At 39.5% G+C, this 16,389-nt stretch carries 14 protein-coding genes; 3 read left to right on the top strand and 11 right to left on the bottom strand.

Going from position 1 to position 16,389, the window contains the following annotated elements; genetic code table 11:
* On the top strand, positions 1–141 hold a 141-nt coding region (locus tag DOK79_RS00005), incomplete at its 5' end, for a helix-turn-helix domain-containing protein (RefSeq protein WP_339093348.1).
* Positions 138–1,892, top strand: coding sequence for a sensor histidine kinase (locus DOK79_RS00010; protein WP_206856212.1), 1,755 nt, complete (start codon positions 138–140; stop codon positions 1,890–1,892). The genes DOK79_RS00005 and DOK79_RS00010, both read left to right, overlap by 4 nt.
* Positions 1,893–1,978: 86 nt before the next feature.
* On the opposite strand, the gene DOK79_RS00015 is transcribed toward DOK79_RS00010, so the two are convergent.
* From DOK79_RS00015 to DOK79_RS00025, 3 genes are all read right to left on the bottom strand, one after another.
* Positions 1,979–4,438 (bottom strand): cation-translocating P-type ATPase, encoded by a 2,460-nt coding sequence (locus tag DOK79_RS00015; protein WP_206856213.1) that lies wholly within the window; start codon positions 4,436–4,438, stop codon positions 1,979–1,981.
* Positions 4,439–4,680: 242 nt separating this feature from the next.
* Positions 4,681–5,568 (bottom strand): phosphate ABC transporter substrate-binding protein PstS family protein, encoded by an 888-nt coding sequence (locus DOK79_RS00020; protein ID WP_206856214.1) that lies wholly within the window; start codon positions 5,566–5,568, stop codon positions 4,681–4,683.
* A 142-nt stretch (positions 5,569–5,710) separates the two neighbouring features.
* Positions 5,711–6,181, bottom strand: a complete 471-nt coding sequence (locus tag DOK79_RS00025; protein WP_206856216.1) for a hypothetical protein — start codon at positions 6,179–6,181, stop codon at positions 5,711–5,713.
* A gap of 199 nt (positions 6,182–6,380) precedes the next feature.
* Between DOK79_RS00025 and DOK79_RS00030 the strand changes: the two genes are divergently transcribed.
* A complete protein-coding gene (locus DOK79_RS00030; RefSeq protein WP_206856218.1) occupies positions 6,381–6,746 on the top strand; it encodes a hypothetical protein in 366 nt (121 codons plus the stop codon).
* Between the two features lie 137 nt (positions 6,747–6,883).
* Here DOK79_RS00030 and DOK79_RS00035 read toward each other — a convergent pair whose 3' ends face one another.
* From DOK79_RS00035 to DOK79_RS00070, 8 genes are all read right to left on the bottom strand, one after another.
* Positions 6,884–7,465 carry a type II toxin-antitoxin system Phd/YefM family antitoxin gene (locus DOK79_RS00035; RefSeq protein ID WP_206856220.1) on the bottom strand — a complete coding sequence of 194 codons (582 nt, stop codon included), beginning with the start codon at positions 7,463–7,465 and terminating at the stop codon, positions 6,884–6,886.
* 41 nt (positions 7,466–7,506) lie between these two features.
* Complete coding sequence (locus DOK79_RS00040) at positions 7,507–8,829, bottom strand: hypothetical protein (protein ID WP_206856222.1); 1,323 nt, start codon at positions 8,827–8,829, stop codon at positions 7,507–7,509.
* Between the two features lie 216 nt (positions 8,830–9,045).
* Positions 9,046–11,151 (bottom strand): copper/silver-translocating P-type ATPase CopB, encoded by a 2,106-nt coding sequence (gene copB, locus DOK79_RS00045; RefSeq protein ID WP_422392104.1) that lies wholly within the window; start codon positions 11,149–11,151, stop codon positions 9,046–9,048.
* A gap of 109 nt (positions 11,152–11,260) precedes the next feature.
* Positions 11,261–13,444 carry a heavy metal translocating P-type ATPase gene (locus tag DOK79_RS00050; protein WP_206856225.1) on the bottom strand — a complete coding sequence of 728 codons (2,184 nt, stop codon included), beginning with the start codon at positions 13,442–13,444 and terminating at the stop codon, positions 11,261–11,263.
* The gene (copZ, locus tag DOK79_RS00055) at positions 13,444–13,653 is read right to left on the bottom strand and encodes a copper chaperone CopZ (RefSeq protein ID WP_206856228.1); all 210 of its coding nucleotides are present in this window, start codon (positions 13,651–13,653) and stop codon (positions 13,444–13,446) included. Before copZ ends, DOK79_RS00050 begins: the two co-directional genes overlap by 1 nt.
* A 13-nt stretch (positions 13,654–13,666) precedes the next feature.
* Entirely contained in the window at positions 13,667–14,107 is a 441-nt protein-coding gene (locus DOK79_RS00060; RefSeq protein WP_206856230.1) for a CopY/TcrY family copper transport repressor, read from the bottom strand.
* Between the two features lie 74 nt (positions 14,108–14,181).
* Positions 14,182–14,715, bottom strand: coding sequence for a topology modulation protein (locus tag DOK79_RS00065; RefSeq protein ID WP_206856233.1), 534 nt, complete (start codon positions 14,713–14,715; stop codon positions 14,182–14,184).
* 103 nt (positions 14,716–14,818) lie between these two features.
* On the bottom strand, positions 14,819–16,282 hold the full coding sequence (locus DOK79_RS00070) for an APC family permease (protein ID WP_206856235.1): 1,464 nt from the start codon (positions 16,280–16,282) through the stop codon (positions 14,819–14,821).
* Positions 16,283–16,389: the final 107 nt, after the last annotated feature.

The raw sequence follows: 16,389 nt of genomic DNA on the forward strand, positions 1-16,389 counted from the left end.
TTTGATTTCTCTGGACAAAGCCGGATCGTGGATGTCCATGTCAGCCATTTACGAGAAAAAATCGAGCGTGATCCGAAGCATCCAAAATATTTACTGACTGTTCGGGGCTTTGGTTATAAATTCCAGGAACCAAAACGATGAAAAGACAATGGAAAAAATTCTCCGAGCGCTTATTCTTTCTCCTCCTATTGCTTGGCTTATTTATTGGTGGATGGCAGATCATCTCCCATTATTTCCAACAACAGATCATTGAACAGCAAGAAAGTTATTTGACAAAAAAGGCCCAGCTCTTAGCACGTCAATTAGACGTTGATGACCCTACTTCCGCTAGTAATAAAACAGTATTGGAAGAATTCGTCCATCAATCCAACGAGCGGGTAACATTGATCGATCAAACTGGAAAAATCATCTTTGATACAGAAGATCGTGGTTTGAATGAGCAACGGAAAACACGACCAGAAATCAAAGCGGTTTTAGAAGGAAGCACACTTGGTACTTCTTTGCGTAGAAGTGATACATTGAATGAAGAATTGCTTTATGTTGCCTTGCCACTAAAAGTCAATGGCAAACTTGTAGCGATCATTCGCATTGCGGAACCTACAAGCGGCTTTCTCCCTCGAACGGAAAGTTTTCGTCGTTGGGTCTTTGGCTTCTTCTTAGTTTTCTTCCTTTTATTGACCTTTATGATCTATTATCTGATCTATCAAAGGAACCAACCGCTCAAAACGGTGATCCCTGTTTTGAAAAAGATGGTCAAAAATCCAGAACAGACAGAGATCATTATGCAAACTTCTGATCAATGGGAAGAATTATACCAGACGATCAATGGCTTGAGTGAACAAATGACTAAAATGTATCGTGCCTATACTACAACAGAAGAGCAACTATACAGCTTATTGAATGAATTGATGATCGGTGTTTTTCTTATCGACTCCAATGCAACACTGCGTTTACTCAATCCTAAGATGCAAGTTCATTTAGGTGTGAAAGATTATCAAGAAAATCAACATTACACGGAAGTGATCCGTGAACCAAAATTGATCCAGTTGATCCACCAAGTTTCTCCAGCTGAACCGATCGTCCACCAAGAAGTAACGATTGCAGAAGGTACACAAACACTTGATATCAGCTTGCGTTATTTCAATAGTTCAGAAGAAACTGGGCAAATTTTAGGCGTTGCGTATGATCTGACCAAAGTCAGACATTTAGAAAAAATGCAAAAAGATTTTGTCGGCAATGTTTCTCATGAATTAAAAACACCTGTCACTTCTTTGATCGGTTTTACTGAGACTTTGTTGGACGGGGCAAAAGAAGATCCTGAAACACTGACTGAATTTTTATTGATCATGCAAAAAGATGCGATTCGTCTGGATAAACTGATTCGAGAAATCATCCAGTTATCAAAAGATGAAGATAGTTTACATGAAACACAAACGATCTATATGGAGCCTTATTTCCAACAAGTGATCCAAAGCTATCAACCGATGATCCGTAAAAAGCAATTGACGATCAAACTGCTTGGCGAAAACAATGCCTTTACGACACATCCTGATTTGCTTTATCCGATCATCAAAAACTTGTTTGAAAATGCGATCCAATATTCAAAAGAAGAAAGTGAGATCATTATTCGCTACGAAAGTCACGAGCAACTGATTTTCTCTGTACAAGATTTTGGTATTGGTATCGATCGTGAGGATCAAGAACGGATCTTTGAACGTTTTTATCGTGTAGATAAAGCACGCAGTCGACATTCCGGTGGTACCGGACTTGGGCTATCGATCGTGAAAGAATACGTCAACTTACTTCATGGAACAGTTGAAATCGAGAGTCACCCTGGTGTCGGCTCTACCTTTATTGTCACTATCCCTAAAATCAATCAAGGTGAGTATTGATAAAATATAATAAGCGTCCCTCTCCAAAAAACAGAAATGTTTTCGGAAAAGGGACGCTTTTTTGTCTCTTTACTATCAGTAACTCTTTACTTCCCTCTTCTTAAAGAGGCATAGACTTTTCGCCAGCGTTTTTTCGTATGTGTCGCATCGATTTTATCTAAATGCAGATATTTTTCCACGAAAAAAGTCAACTGTCTAAAGATCGATTCCGCTGCAAAAAAGAGAATCAGTACTAATAAAATAGAAACTGGTGAGATGGCTGAAATCGAGAACAATTTATGCAAGAAGACGACAGAAAAGACGATACCACTTGCACAAAATAGCATGATCCTTGTGCGGAATTGATTCAATGGTTGACAGATTTTATAAAGGACTAAAAAGCCAACGACGATCAGCAACATCGTAGAAGCTGTTGACGTATCGGTTTTGTTTAGATTTAAAATCGAACCGCCCACAACTAATGCACCGACGACCATCATATCGGTCAAGCCACCAGGGATCGCTTTTTCCAAAACATTCTCAATAAATCGACCTTGGATGCGGTTCTCATTTTCTTCCAGTGCCAATAAAAAGGAAGGTAAACCGATCGTAAATAAACTGATCAAGGTGATTTGTGAAGGTTCCAATGGATAAGTGAAGGCAAACAAGACAGAGAAAACAGAGAGTAAAAATGAAAAGATATTTTTTACTAAGAAGAGACTGGCAGAGCGTTCGATATTATTCACTACGCGCCGTCCTTCGCCGACGATCTCTAGCATTTTAGAAAAATCTGATTCCAACAAGACGACTTGTGCCGCTTGCATAGCCGCCTCATTTCCTGATGCCATCGCAATACTGCAATCTGCTTCCTTCATCGCCAAGATATCATTGACACCATCACCAGTCATTGCAACGGTATGATTCTCTTTTAGTAAACGAACAAATTCTTTTTTCTGTTCTGGTTTGACGCGTCCAAAGACGGTGTATGTTTCCATCGCTTCTGGAAATTCCTCTTCACTTAACGAAGAAACATCTACGTATCGCTCCGCGTTCATAATCCCCGCTTGTGTTGCTACGTGGGATACGGTCGCTGGATTATCGCCAGAAATCACTTTGATCGCCACTTCTTGTTTCTTGAAATAGTCAAACGTTGCTTTAGCTTCTTGTCGGATTGGATTGGCAATCAGTAAATAGCCTAAAGGAATCACTGCTTCTTCCAAAACTTCTTGTGAAAGTACACCTTGATATTCCCCAAAAACTAATACACGATACCCTTGGCTTGTGTAGGCGTTGAATTCAGGCGCATAATTTGGAAATGCTTCACGTAAGACCATTTCTGGCGCACCGAGAACATATGACTTCTCCCCAAATGTCACGCTACTATATTTTCTAACGGAAGAAAACGGGAAGATCTGCGTCGCTTTTTTGTCCGAATGCTTCGTGAAGTAGTTTTTGATTGCCTGCATCGTTTCGTTGTCTGCTTCGATAGCTTGCGCATAATCACCAAGCAATTCGTTCAATTGTTCCGCCGTTTGTTTCGCTAAAGGATTTTCAGAAAGTACCACACGTTGAACATCCATCGCATTTTCAGTGATCGTCCCTGTTTTGTCGACACATAAGACATCCACTCGTGCTAATGTCTCGATGCTCTTCATGTCATGAAGTAAAACTTGTTGTTTCGCTAAACGAGTGGCACTCATAGCTAAGGCGATCGTCGTAAGTAGGTAGAGCCCTTCTGGTATCATACCGATCAAGGCTGCTTCCATCGAAACAATACTCTCTCTCAACGAATTGCCATTGTAAAAGTAGCTTTGAGAAAACAAAGTCAGTCCAATAGGAATAATAATGATCCCGACCCATTTGATGATTCTATTCAATGAAGCAATCATCTCTGACTGTTCTCCAGTCCCCATCTCTTTAGCTTGGATCGTTAATTTAGCGATATACGATTCATTTCCGACTTGAGTCAATTGAACGAGCGCTTGACCTGCAATGATAAAGCTACCAGACATCAGTTCGTCCCCGATCCCTTTGCTGATCTCATCTGCTTCACCAGTCAATAACGCTTCATTGACTTGTAAACTCCCCTCAACGATCTTCCCATCCGCTGGGATCTGATCTCCTGTTTTTAGAATGACCAGATCATCGAGAACCAATTCTTCGATATTTATCTTCTGCTCTTGCCCATTGCGTAGTACCTTGACTGTTGCGGCATGGAGCATACTCAACTGATCTAAGATTTTTTTTGAATGGATCTCTTGATAGATGGCAATTCCTGTATTTGCTAGTATAACTGGTAAGAAAGTCAAATTTTTATAGGAACTGACCACGCATAATAAAATGGCTAAGACTAAAAAAATCAGATTGAAGTAAGTAAAGACATTCTCCATAACGATCTGTTTGTTCGTTTTAAATGTAGGGTTAGTCGCCTGATTGACAGCACCAAGACGTATTCTTTCTTGTACTTGTGCGTCTGTCAACCCTTCATTTGTGTTAGGATCGATACGTTCTAATTGTTCCAACATTTGCTGTGCATGAATTTTTCGTTGTTTTTCTTTTCTTTTCATAACTAATCCCTCAACTTTTTTTCTACTCTTTAACCATACGTTATTTTGTCAAATTAATCCTCAGATATAACTGATATTCTTCTTTCAAAACTGTCATATGGAAAAAAACGAAAAGGAAGATTGAACGATACGTTCTTTTGACAACAAAAAAAGCTTAGACTCTCAACGAGAATCTAAGCTTAATGATCAATGGTAGTCGTTATGATAGTTGTTTAGATTGAAAGATCGGACAATTGACGATCTTATGATAAGTTACCTTCTGCATCACGTTCAACTTTCATCAAGCTGATTGGCAAGTAACCAAGGTCTCTAACTGGTCCTTCTTGAACTGCGTCAGTCATCATGAAGTCTAAGAATTTCTTCACTTCTGGTTCTGGTTCGCCTTTTGTATACATATGCTCGTAAGCCCAAATTTCCCAGCTGTTGTCTGAAACATTTTCAGGAGTTGGTTCTACGCCGTTGATTTTTAATGCTTGTGTCGAATCATCCAAATATGAGAATGCCAAGTAGCTGATCGCACCTGGTGTTTGTGCCACGATCTGACGTACTGTTCCTGATGAATCTTGTTCTTGAGATTGGACTGGCACTGCGCCATCTAATGCCCAGTATTCAAATGTCGCACGAGTTCCACTTCCGTTTGCACGGTTGATAACATTGATTTCTTGATCTGCTCCACCTAATTCACTCCAGTTAGTGATTTCGCCAGTGAAAATGTCGATCAATTGTTCTTTAGTGATGTCTTCAACACCTGTTTCTTTATTTACGATTGGGGCCATCCCAACAACTGCTACACGATGGTCCACTAATGCACTCGCATCGATTCCATCTCTTTGCTCTGCAAATACATCAGAGTTTCCGATCGTTACAGCGCCTGCTGCAACTTGGCTAAGTCCTGTTCCACTTCCGCCGCCTTGGACAGAGATTTGATAGTTGGGGTTATCTTGTGTGAACATTTCTTGCGCAGCGTCCACTAAAGGTTGCAAAGCGGTTGAACCGACCGCTACGATTTTTACTTGATCATCCGAACTAGCTGAGTCGTTTGCTGCTGATCCATCCGTACTTCCTGAACCAGAACCACATCCAGCTAAGATAAAACCTAATACTCCTAAAGAAAATAAAACTTTTTTCATTTGTATGCCCCTTTCTTAGTTACAAATTGATTGTATCAGGGTACTGTAAATCCTACATATTGAATATGTAAAGTTATTGTTAAGTTGTGTAAATATCTCGTAAAATAAAAAAACGTCCGAGAAATGGACGTTTGAGAAAAATCTATATTTTTTCTGCTAATAAAGATTTTTCACGGATCTCTGTATAATAGAATAGAACAACTGCTAGAGATAACGAAGCAATCGCTATATAAAAACAAGGTTTGATGGTCAAAAAGTACATCGAAGAATAAGCTGTATCTTTAAGTCCACTTTCACTTAATCCATTAGGGCCGATGATGATTCTCGGTAGCATCGAGAAATACGATGTAAAGACGAGCATCGACGAAAACTGGATCAAATGCCAATTATACTTCTTTATAAATGTTTTTGAAACGATCAAGTTCACACTGATCAGAAAATAAAAAAGGGTCAAGGTTGGAAAATTTTTGGAAATAATAAAGCCACTTCCATTGATGATGCCCAGAATCTCGGCACCTTGTACTACTGCATTCACCCATGTAAAAGGTAAAAGAAAAATCGGGAAAAACCAAAGGAACAAATACAATTGTTCTAGTTTTATTCTCTTTTTCATAAAAAACCTCCCAAAAGACACTCCATCTATCATACTATATTCTAATTCTCTAAAAAAACTAAGGGGATAGACTAGTTTTTTAAGAATAAAGCAATGAGAGTTTATTCATTTAATTCAGAATATTGCCAAAAAGAATTGATTATTTTATGTTTGATTTTACAATGAAAATCGTGGGGAATTTATTTGGAGGAATGTATTTTTGCGATTACTTTACATAAAAAAACTAGTTTACTTATTATTATGTGTGCCATACCTTTATCTCGCTCTGCTTTTTGATTATTATTATCATTCAGTTAACCTATTCATCGTATTGATATTTTTGGCTTTTCTCTTGGGCTTTGCTTTAAGTCGAGCCAATCGCTTAAGGACGTTGTTGCTTGGTAATCTTTGCTCTACGTTGACATCTTATCTGCTTTTTGCCAAATGTACAGAATGGCATTTTTTGTACCAACCCTTTTCTCCCGAAAAGCTCATCTTACTACTTGCTGGTCTTTACTTATTACCACAGCTATTAGGGATCGTTTGGGGAAATATCTTTGTTCGTTCACGTAGTCAAGCGAGGTAAGCACCCGCTTTTAAGGATAAAAGAAAAAAGTAAAGCATCCGTAACAGCAACAAGCTGGTGGATGCTTTACTTTTTTGTTGTTTTTGATTTGTTCCACTAATTAATAAGAGATTACTGTCAATCGATGACAATATTTTTTAGATTTCATGTAAATAGATTTTTTTGATGATCAACTTATCAAATAGCTGCGATTGACTATCTTGTTCGCCGATGATTTCTGCGATCACGATTTTGCCATTTGGTTTTTTCCTTAATTGATAATTGATCTTACCCGTTTCGGTTAATTCATTAAGCATATCGACAACTCCGCCAAAACCGGTCTTCTTCGTAATGAAGCCTAATGCGACCATTCGTTCATCAAGATTTTTCGCAGAGATCGACACACCAGTGACTAAATATTGCTTTAAGGCACTCACCAATTCATCTAATGATTCAGAAGTTGAAACGATCGCTGTGCGATTTTTCGGGAATGATTCGTTGGTAGCTGGCCCACTTACTTCTATCTCTTCAGTTTCTGTAGTAACAAGTTGGCGCAACGTAGCCAGCTCCTGCAATAACGTTTCATATTGCTCTTGTGTCAACATGACACCAGCAACTTTTTCTCGATTAAAAATATATACGCCCGTTTCAGCTTTTCTAGCTTGGTCAAACACATCCATCGGCGATCTTTTTACTTCTGTAATCGAAGATGTAGGTACTTCTAGTTTCTTTAATTCCAATGGATACCCTCCTTTGTTTTTCCAATCCATTATAGCATATTCTACCGGTCGATGATTCGTTTACTCGTAAAAGTTATCTTCGTGTTGATCCAATAATCGATGTCTGACAATAGTCTTTCGATCCCTAAGGAATCCTGATAAAAATAAGTTTTCTGGTCACTGTTGAGATTTGCGGAGAAAAAGTGATCCGTAATGACAAGTTGGGCATAACTAGGTGGTTTACTCCTTGTACATACGTGGATCGATGTTCGTTTACGATGACGCAACGTTTTATCTAAAATCGCAGCAAGTCGCCTAGCTTCTTCATGGTCATACCGAAAAAAGAAAACGATCTTCACTTCTGGTGCATACATTTCTAGATATCCTCGTTCATTCAATAATTTCAGTAACATATTTGCCCATTCGATCGTTGGTTGAAACAAAGCCTGTTGCAACGCGAAACGGAACTGGCTTGATTTTTCAATAAAATTAGGGATCGTCTCTGCTAATACTTGGTAGGCATGCGCTTCTTCTGGAGTAAAACGATTATGTAGTCCGATGGAATATTTCAACCACTCTTGAAATAGTACTCTCGTGATTTTCTTTTTGTTGGAACTTTCGAAATCATTCGTCAACCAAAATAACGAATCTAGTTTTTCTGTGACGATCGCTAGTTTTTGATAAACAACGGTTTTTTCGATTCTTTGCCAACGTTTATCCGTGATCAAATGGCTATTCAATCGCAGGATCGCTCGATAATTTTTTTCTTTGGTTGAAAGTTTTTTTTCAGAGCGAAAGAGTAGTTCTGGAAAAAGTTCAAAGAAGAATAAACGATTGTTTGCGAAAATCTCAATCTCTGAGTGTTGGGAGCGGCGATCCAGTAATTGGATGAATAGCTCTGAAAATGTCTGATCATGGTCTTCCTTGAAAAAACTTGGAAATTCTTTTAGAAAGCAAAAAAGTAAATATCTGATTTTTCGTTCCGAGCCATAGATTTGCCTTTTTTTATAGGAAAAGGAAAGATGATAATCACCTAACCATTTTTTCAATCGTTCTTGTGCGGAACGATCATATTCAAATGAAAACTTCTTTTCTAGAATCAGATCTCGTAGCAAACAAAAAGAATCCGATCGAATCAAAAATTCGAATAAAAGGAAGGGTTCGTTGTACGCTTGATGGTACACCAATTGGACTTCTTTTTTCTCATATGCCAACTCTAACGGATAATCTTCTGATTTCAATCGTTTCAGATAGCGGTCGACCGTTTTGACATCTACACCCATTCTTTGAGCCAGATCACTCTTCTTCCAGCTCAGATCCTTCATTTGATTGATCAATAAAAAGAGATTCTGTGCTTGTTTTGTTAGTAGTTTTTGCCAGTTCATTCCTTCGCCTCACTCTATTATTAGTCTTTTCAAAGCTATTTATCTAAAACTCCGAAAATGTCTCTTTTATAAAGTACGCAAATAAATAATTTTTATTTTTCTTCTTTTTCTTATTTACAAAATTTACTGTAACTTAACCCAGCATGTATCGTTTCTGTAAAGTGATTTGACGACAAAAAAAAGAGGAACGATTGTCCCTCTCACCTATCAAGTTGATCATTCTTTGATTTTCAACGTCAATGCATTAAGTGCCACAACGACGGTACTCAATGACATCAACACAGCTCCTACAGCTGGACTCAATAAAATCCCGATTGGTGCGAGAATTCCTGCTGCTAAGGGGATGGCAACAATATTGTAACCAGCTCCCCACCATAGATTTTGGATCATTTTCTTTCTTGTTTGTTTTGCCAGATCCAAGAAATGCAAGATATCTTTTGGATCGCTGTTGATCAACACGACATCTGCCGAATCAATGGCAATATCTGTTCCTGCACCAATGGCCATACCGATCGTTGCACGTGCTAAACTTGGTGCATCATTGATTCCATCACCGACCATGATGACTTTTTTGCCTTGTTCTTGATAACGTTTGACGATGGCTTCTTTGTCGTTTGGCAACAATCCACCATAATACTCTTCGATCCCTAAGTATTGCGCAACGACTTCTGCTGCATGTTGATTGTCTCCTGTCAGCATCACCGGAGTGATTTTTCTTTCTTTAAGGCTTTGAATAAAGCTTTTCGCTTCTGGTTTGATGATATCGCCTAAGGCAACCAAACCAACTAAACGATCATTGATCAATAGAAAACTGACTGTATTTCCTTGTTCTTCATAAGGCGTCAAGCGTTCTTTTGGGAACGCAAGTCCTAAACGTTTGATTTCTTTTTCGTTAACTACTTTGATTGTTTTATCTTCTACTGTTCCAGTCAAGCCGACACCTGAAAGATTTTTTTGGTTTTCGGCTTGATAAGGAGAAATATTTTGTTCTTTCAAATACCGCATGATACCAATCGCTAACGGATGGTTGGCATTCGCTTCTAAGGCACCTAGATATTTCAATAGTTCTTCTTCGGAATAACTATCGTCCAAACGTTCAACACCGGTCACAGTAAATTTTCCTTCAGTTAATGTACCAGTTTTATCCAACATGATAACATCAAGTTCATTGGCTTGTTCTAATGCCTGACGACTTTTAAGCAACAGTCCATTTTTAGCCGCAATGGAAGTCGAACGTGCAACAACTAGAGGTATCGCTAAACCTAACGCATGCGGACAGGCGATAATAAAGACGGTGACCATTCGTTCTAATGCAGTTGGTAGATCGGTCAATACAAGCCAAACAACGAAAGCTAAAATTCCTGCGACCAACGCCACATAAAACAACCATTTCGCCACTTTGTCAGATAGCGATTCTAATTTGGATTTTTCTCCTTGTGCTTGACGAACCATATCCATGACTTTGGCTAAATAACTATTTTCACCTGTTCCAGTTACTTCGATCTCGATAGTGCCATCGCCATTGATCGAACCACCGATCACTCGATCATCGACTTGTTTTTTGACTCCTTTTGACTCACCCGTTACGGCAGATTCGTCGACGATCGTTTTCCCTTTGAGAATCGTCCCGTCGGTTGGCATTTTATCTCCTGCTCGAACGACTAAGCGATCGCCCTCTTGTACTTCTTTTAAGGAAATTGTTTCTTCAGTCCCATCTGTTCGTAATCGTTTGACGGTTTCTGGTAATAGTTCTGCTAATTTTTGTAAAGCATTACTTGCATTAGAAACGGCACTCATTTCGATCCAATGCCCTAATAACATGATGACGATCAACGTTGCTAATTCCCAGAAAAAATCCATCACATGTGTATGCGGATTGATGAGATTTGCAATAAAGGAATAGAGACTGTACACATATGCTACAGTGATCCCCATAGCAATCAACGTCATCATAGCAGGACTTTTTTGTTTTAGTTCCATCTTAGCGCCGCTTAAAAACGGTTGTCCACCGTAGATGAATAAAATCGTTGCTAGGATCAAAACGATCCAATCAGAGCCAGGAAAAGTCACTTGGAAGGGAAATTCCATGCCCATCATCGGAGAAAACAAGATAATCGGAATCGCTAGCAACAATGACAACCAAAATTTTTGTTTGAAATTCCCCATGTGCATCGAATGATCCATCCCACCGCCCATATGGTCATGCCCCATTGAGTCATGATCCATTGAACGATGGTTCATCGAATGATGGTCAGGCCCCATTGCCTCGTGGTTCATTTTTTCATGATCCATGCCCATATGAGCCATCGGTTGATAGTCCATCTTATTTGTCCTGTTCGTTTGTTGCTTCGTTTCATCATGATGATGTTCGTGCATCTTTCCTTTTTCTTGCTCGTTCATTTTCATCCTGTCCTTTCCTTTTTTGAACCGCTTATTTCTTCATTTTTTGGTTTAGACTCAATGAATTTAGTAATACACTGATTGAGCTGAACGCCATCGCTCCTCCGGCGATAATTGGATTCAATAGGCCAAAAGCAGCAAATGGGATACTGACAACATTATAGATAAATGCCCAAAATAAGTTTTGTTTGATTTTTTTCAGAGTTACACTTGAAAGCTCGATCGTTTGTCCAATCGATGACAGTTGACTATTCATCAACGTCACATCAGCCGTTTCCATGGCAATATCTGTTCCACTGCCCATGGCGATGCCGACATTTGCTAACGCCAATGCGGGTGCATCGTTGATCCCATCACCAACCATACCTACTTGTTTTCCTTCTTTTTGCAGTTTTTCAACATAGCCGGCTTTTTCGTCAGGTAACACTTCAGCAAAGATGTTTTCAGCTGGAATACCAACTTCTTGTCCAATCGTTGTTGCGACAGATTGATTGTCCCCAGTGACCATATAGACTGCCAAACCTTGTTCTTGTAACTGTTTGATCGCCAGTTGCGCGTGTTCTTTGATTTGGTCAGCGACAGCGATCAAGCCCAATACTTGTTTGTCATCTGCGAGAAACATCACGGTTTTTCCTTGACGTTCTAATTGTAACGCTTGTTCTTGATAAGCTTCAAATGAAACGTTCATCTCCACCAAACGTTTTCTTGTACCAATAAAATAAGATTTTCCATTGACTTCTCCACTGATCCCAGCACCCGGATGCGCTTTAGCCTGAAGGACAGGTAGTGTAGGAATCGATTGTTCTTTTCCATAATTGACGATTGCTTTTCCTAGAGGATGCTCTGACCCTTGCTCTAATGTCGCTGCAATCGCTAAAACTTCTTCGTCTCCGATCACGTCTGTAACGACTGGTTTTCCTTGCGTGATCGTGCCGGTCTTATCTAAAAGGATCGTGTCAAGATGTGTCGCAGCTTCTAGTGCCTCGCCACCTTTGATCAAAATGCCCTTTCGTGCGCCTAAACCAGTGCCAACCATGATAGCCGTTGGCGTAGCCAAGCCTAATGCACAAGGACAAGCAATCACCAGAACTGACACACTATGGATCACCGCAAGTTCCCAATTGCGTGTAAATATTCCTGTTAATACTAAAGTGAAAAAAGCGATAACTAACACGATCGGTACAAAAATACCAGAAATCTTATCAGCGATTTTTTGGATCGGTGCTTTGCTTCCTTGTGCATCTTCCACCATTTGGATGATTTGTGAAAGCACCGTGCCTTTGCCCACTTGGGTCACTGTCATTTCAAGAAGACCGGTTGAATTGATCGTTCCACCAAAAAGCAAATCACCTGGCTTTTTCTCAACTGGCACACTTTCACCCATCAACATCCCTTCATCGATCGCACTGTCGCCTTTTATGACTTTTCCATCTGTTGGGATTTGTTCCCCTGGACGAACCAATAAGACATCCCCAATAACGACCTCTTCGATCGGGATAGTTTTTTCTTCGCCATTTTTGATGATTTGAGCTGTTTTTTTCTGGAGAGACATCAACTGTTTGATTGCATCACCAGTTTTATTTTTAGCCGTATGTTCTAAATATTTCCCTAATAAGATCAGCGTGATGATCATATTACTACTCTCAAAATACAGATCTGAAGAATGCGTACTAAAGAAGCCATTGTACACACTTAGAACAAACGCAGCAGTCGTACCGATTGCAACCAAGACATCCATATTTGGTGCATTCGTTTTAATGGCATGATAGGCACCTTCATAAAAACGCCAGCCAATATAAAACTGGACAGGAATCGCCAAGATCAGTTGGACCCATGGATCATGGAAGAAGTGGACGAGATTTCCATGGAAACCTAACATCATGGCAATCATTGCGATCATCATAGGAAAAGTTAAAATAGACCCTATGATGACATCACGTTTCATGTTTTTTAAATAGGTGCGTTTTTCTTCAGCAATTTTTTGCTTATGTGCCTCGTCATATAAAATCGCCCCATAACCAATCGTTTCGACACTTCGAATCAAATCTTCGATGGATACTTCTTGATAATTGATCGTCGCCTTTTCTGTTGCTAGATTGACCGTAGCGGTCAAAACTCCGGGTTGTTCTTTCAATTCCTTTTCGATGCGTGCTGCACAATTTGCGCAAGTCATTCCAGTAATCACGAGTGTGTCTTTTTTAGCTGTATTCTCCATCAAATCACCTCTGCTTGGTAACCTAGATCATTGATCGCTTGACAGATCGTCAACGGTTGGATCACCGTTTCATCTAACGTTACAGTTCCTATCTCTTTTTTTAAGTGAACGTTGACTTTTTTTACACCTGGTAATGCCTTTACTGTCTCTTCTACTCGTGAAACGCAATGGTTACAGCTCATTCCGTTGATTTTTAATTTTGTTTTCATCTTTTCATTCCTCCTAGTCGTGTTGGTGGCAATTGCATTGTCCTGGGATACAATTGCACTGGATCGTTGCTACGGGTTCTTTTTGTTTTAGCTCTGCCAGGATCTGATCGATGTCCGCTTGCGTCAAAGTTGCTTCTGAAACAAGGTCTGCAATCGTCTCTCCGACTTTCTTAGCACAAATATGTGAGAATAAATTTTCTGCGGCACTTTGCACCGTTTCCGATTCAGACACCGCTGGATGATAGATAAATTTTTTCCCTTCTTGTTCTGTCCAAATCGCTTCTTTTTTGACAAGGCGCCCTAAGAGCGTTTTGACCGTTGCTGATTTCCACCCCATCGATTCTGAAAGGATCTGTGTGATTTCTTGGGCAGTTGTGTTTTGTAATGTCCACACCACACGCATGATCTCCCATTCTGAATCACTGATTTTGATTGGCTTTTTCAATGCTTCCATATGTATCGCCTCTTTTCCGTTTACAAATGTAAACTTAATTTCTATCTAAAGATTACACTTGTAAACGAAAGTTGTCAACTACTTTTGTTTCGCCATTTTTCTAAAAATGCTTTTTGCTGATGTGGCCCATCTAAAATAACTACTTTCGCCATTGCATCTTGTTCGGTTAGCTTTTTAAGAGCCAATGGTTCTTTCTCTTTTCTGTACCGCCAAACATACCGCAAAAAATCCAGATACTCCTGATCGAATTTTTCTTTGAATTCTTCTGGAACATCTGGACGTGTACGTTTATCTAATTTGCGTTTGATCGACCGCTTGATTACCCGATAGATCGCATGGTGTCTCGGCAAGCGAAGCAATAGAATCAAGTCTGCTTGTTCGATTCGCTCTTTGGCGATTGATAGATAGTTCCCTTCGATGATCCAATCGCTATTATCTGCCATAAAACGTTCTTGTTCCTGAAACAACCAACGTTCTGCTTCTTTATCATAATCCGTTTTGAGCCACAGCCGATCAAGTGCTAGAAGTGGGCTTCCTGTCATTTTTTGCAAACTTCTGGCAAGCGTAGATTTCCCAGCACCGGATTGTCCCATGATCATGATTTTCATCTTTTGCCCCCCTTAAATCAGTTTTTCTTTATTCTACCTTTAATCCGTAATAACGCAAAAAGAAACCGAATCAATCGTTGGATTGATTCGGTCATCACTATTGTTATAGTTGAGTAACTGGTTGTTTCACTTCATTTTTCTTTTTATCACGACGTGCGATCGCTGGCAAGATCATGCCTAGTAAAATCAAGATGATCGGTGTCACGATATTTGAGATCAATTGGAACCACCAAGCTTTTGGATCAGCGGCGTATTCCACTTTTGGAACCATTCCCAAAATACATGCAAACGCAGTGAAAGCAAAACACCAAGCACCAAAGATGAAGCCAACTTTTGGATTTTTCACGAATTTATATTCAGACGTGAATTTTTTGTATGCTTTGTTCAACATCATGTAAGCTAAGAATACCCACAAGTAACGCATCGGCATAACGACTGAATTCAAGTTCGTCAACCATTTGACTAATTCATTCATATCTTTGATACCGACGATCGGTAAGAGGATGATGATCCCTACTAAAATACCTGTGAACATATAACCGTTCACTAATGTACCTTTGCTGTTGCGTTTACGTAACCAGCTTGGGACAAACTCTGGATCTGCATCTGCTAATAAAATCTTCAATGGCGCATCGATTGAAAAAGCCAAGGCAGAGATCTGACCGACCATGTTCGTCAATGCATAGATGATCATCAACAGATTACCAATACCGTAATAGTTACCTAAGATTTGGAAGGCACTGTATGCACCATTTGCCATTAAATCTTTTGGAATATTATCACTTGCAAACAACATACCCATTGCGACAGAACCTAAAACGGCACAGATTCCTACCATTGCAGCTAAGAAAATCATCCCTTTAGGAAATTCTTTTGCAGGGTTACGCGTTGAATTAACATAAGGAGAGATTTTTTCAGCGCCCCCTACAGCAAAAACAAGCATGGAGACAGTTGTGAAGTAGCCAAAATCAAACTTAGGAATATACGTTTGGACTTGATTCATATTCGCTGTCGCAAATTCCATCGTTGGATTGATGAATGGTGCAGTGACAGCAAGTAAAATGAATAATAATGACATGACAAACATTGCTGTACCCGCTAAACCACCAATTACTTTCAACGTAGATAAACCTTTAGTTGATAAATACAAGAAAGCTAAGAAAATGATCAATGAGATAACTGCGACCATTTGGACGGACATCGTATTGACGATATCGCCATTTCCTTGGACTGCCCACCCAGCAGCAATCAAGATTGCTTGCGGTTTTTGTGCTAAATATGGAATATGCACGACCCAGTAAGTCCAAGCAGCATAGTAAGCTAAGCGTTTATTTGACGTGGTATTTTCTACCCAAGAACTAACGCCACCTTTACTATCTTTAAATGCTGATCCTAATTGACCAACGATCAGAGCATAGGGGATAAAATAAATTGCTAGGATCAATAGCCAAGAAGTGATTACTGAAATCCCTTGTTGCGCGTAGTTATTGACGACATTCCCCATACCCCAGACCATGTTGAATGCAATCAATGCTACTGTAAACCAGCGCAGTTGTTTTTCGTTCATCTGATTTCTCCTTTAAAAATATTTAATAATTAATCATTGACTATCATATTCAATTTTTTTATTGTTTACAACACTTCGTTATTTTATTTGTGGATTATTTTAGGTAA

This window comes from Enterococcus sp. DIV1094 (assembly GCF_017316305.2).
Lineage (GTDB): Bacteria > Bacillota > Bacilli > Lactobacillales > Enterococcaceae > Enterococcus_B > Enterococcus_B mangumiae.

Excerpts from the sequence above, each read along its gene's own strand:
- DOK79_RS00010 (WP_206856212.1), top strand. The coding sequence starts at position 138 with ATGAAAAGACAATGGAAAAAATTCTCCGAGCGCTTATTCTTTCTCCTC.
- DOK79_RS00015 (WP_206856213.1), bottom strand. The coding sequence starts at position 4,438 with ATGAAAAGAAAAGAAAAACAACGAAAAATTCATGCACAGCAAATGTTG.
- DOK79_RS00020 (WP_206856214.1), bottom strand. The coding sequence starts at position 5,568 with ATGAAAAAAGTTTTATTTTCTTTAGGAGTATTAGGTTTTATCTTAGCT.
- DOK79_RS00025 (WP_206856216.1), bottom strand. The coding sequence starts at position 6,181 with ATGAAAAAGAGAATAAAACTAGAACAATTGTATTTGTTCCTTTGGTTT.
- DOK79_RS00040 (WP_206856222.1), bottom strand. The coding sequence starts at position 8,829 with ATGAACTGGCAAAAACTACTAACAAAACAAGCACAGAATCTCTTTTTA.
- copB (WP_422392104.1), bottom strand. The coding sequence starts at position 11,151 with ATGGACTATCAACCGATGGCTCATATGGGCATGGATCATGAAAAAATG.
- DOK79_RS00050 (WP_206856225.1), bottom strand. The coding sequence starts at position 13,444 with ATGGAGAATACAGCTAAAAAAGACACACTCGTGATTACTGGAATGACT.
- copZ (WP_206856228.1), bottom strand. The coding sequence starts at position 13,653 with ATGAAAACAAAATTAAAAATCAACGGAATGAGCTGTAACCATTGCGTT.
- DOK79_RS00060 (WP_206856230.1), bottom strand. The coding sequence starts at position 14,107 with ATGGAAGCATTGAAAAAGCCAATCAAAATCAGTGATTCAGAATGGGAG.
- DOK79_RS00065 (WP_206856233.1), bottom strand. The coding sequence starts at position 14,715 with ATGAAAATCATGATCATGGGACAATCCGGTGCTGGGAAATCTACGCTT.
- DOK79_RS00070 (WP_206856235.1), bottom strand. The coding sequence starts at position 16,282 with ATGAACGAAAAACAACTGCGCTGGTTTACAGTAGCATTGATTGCATTC.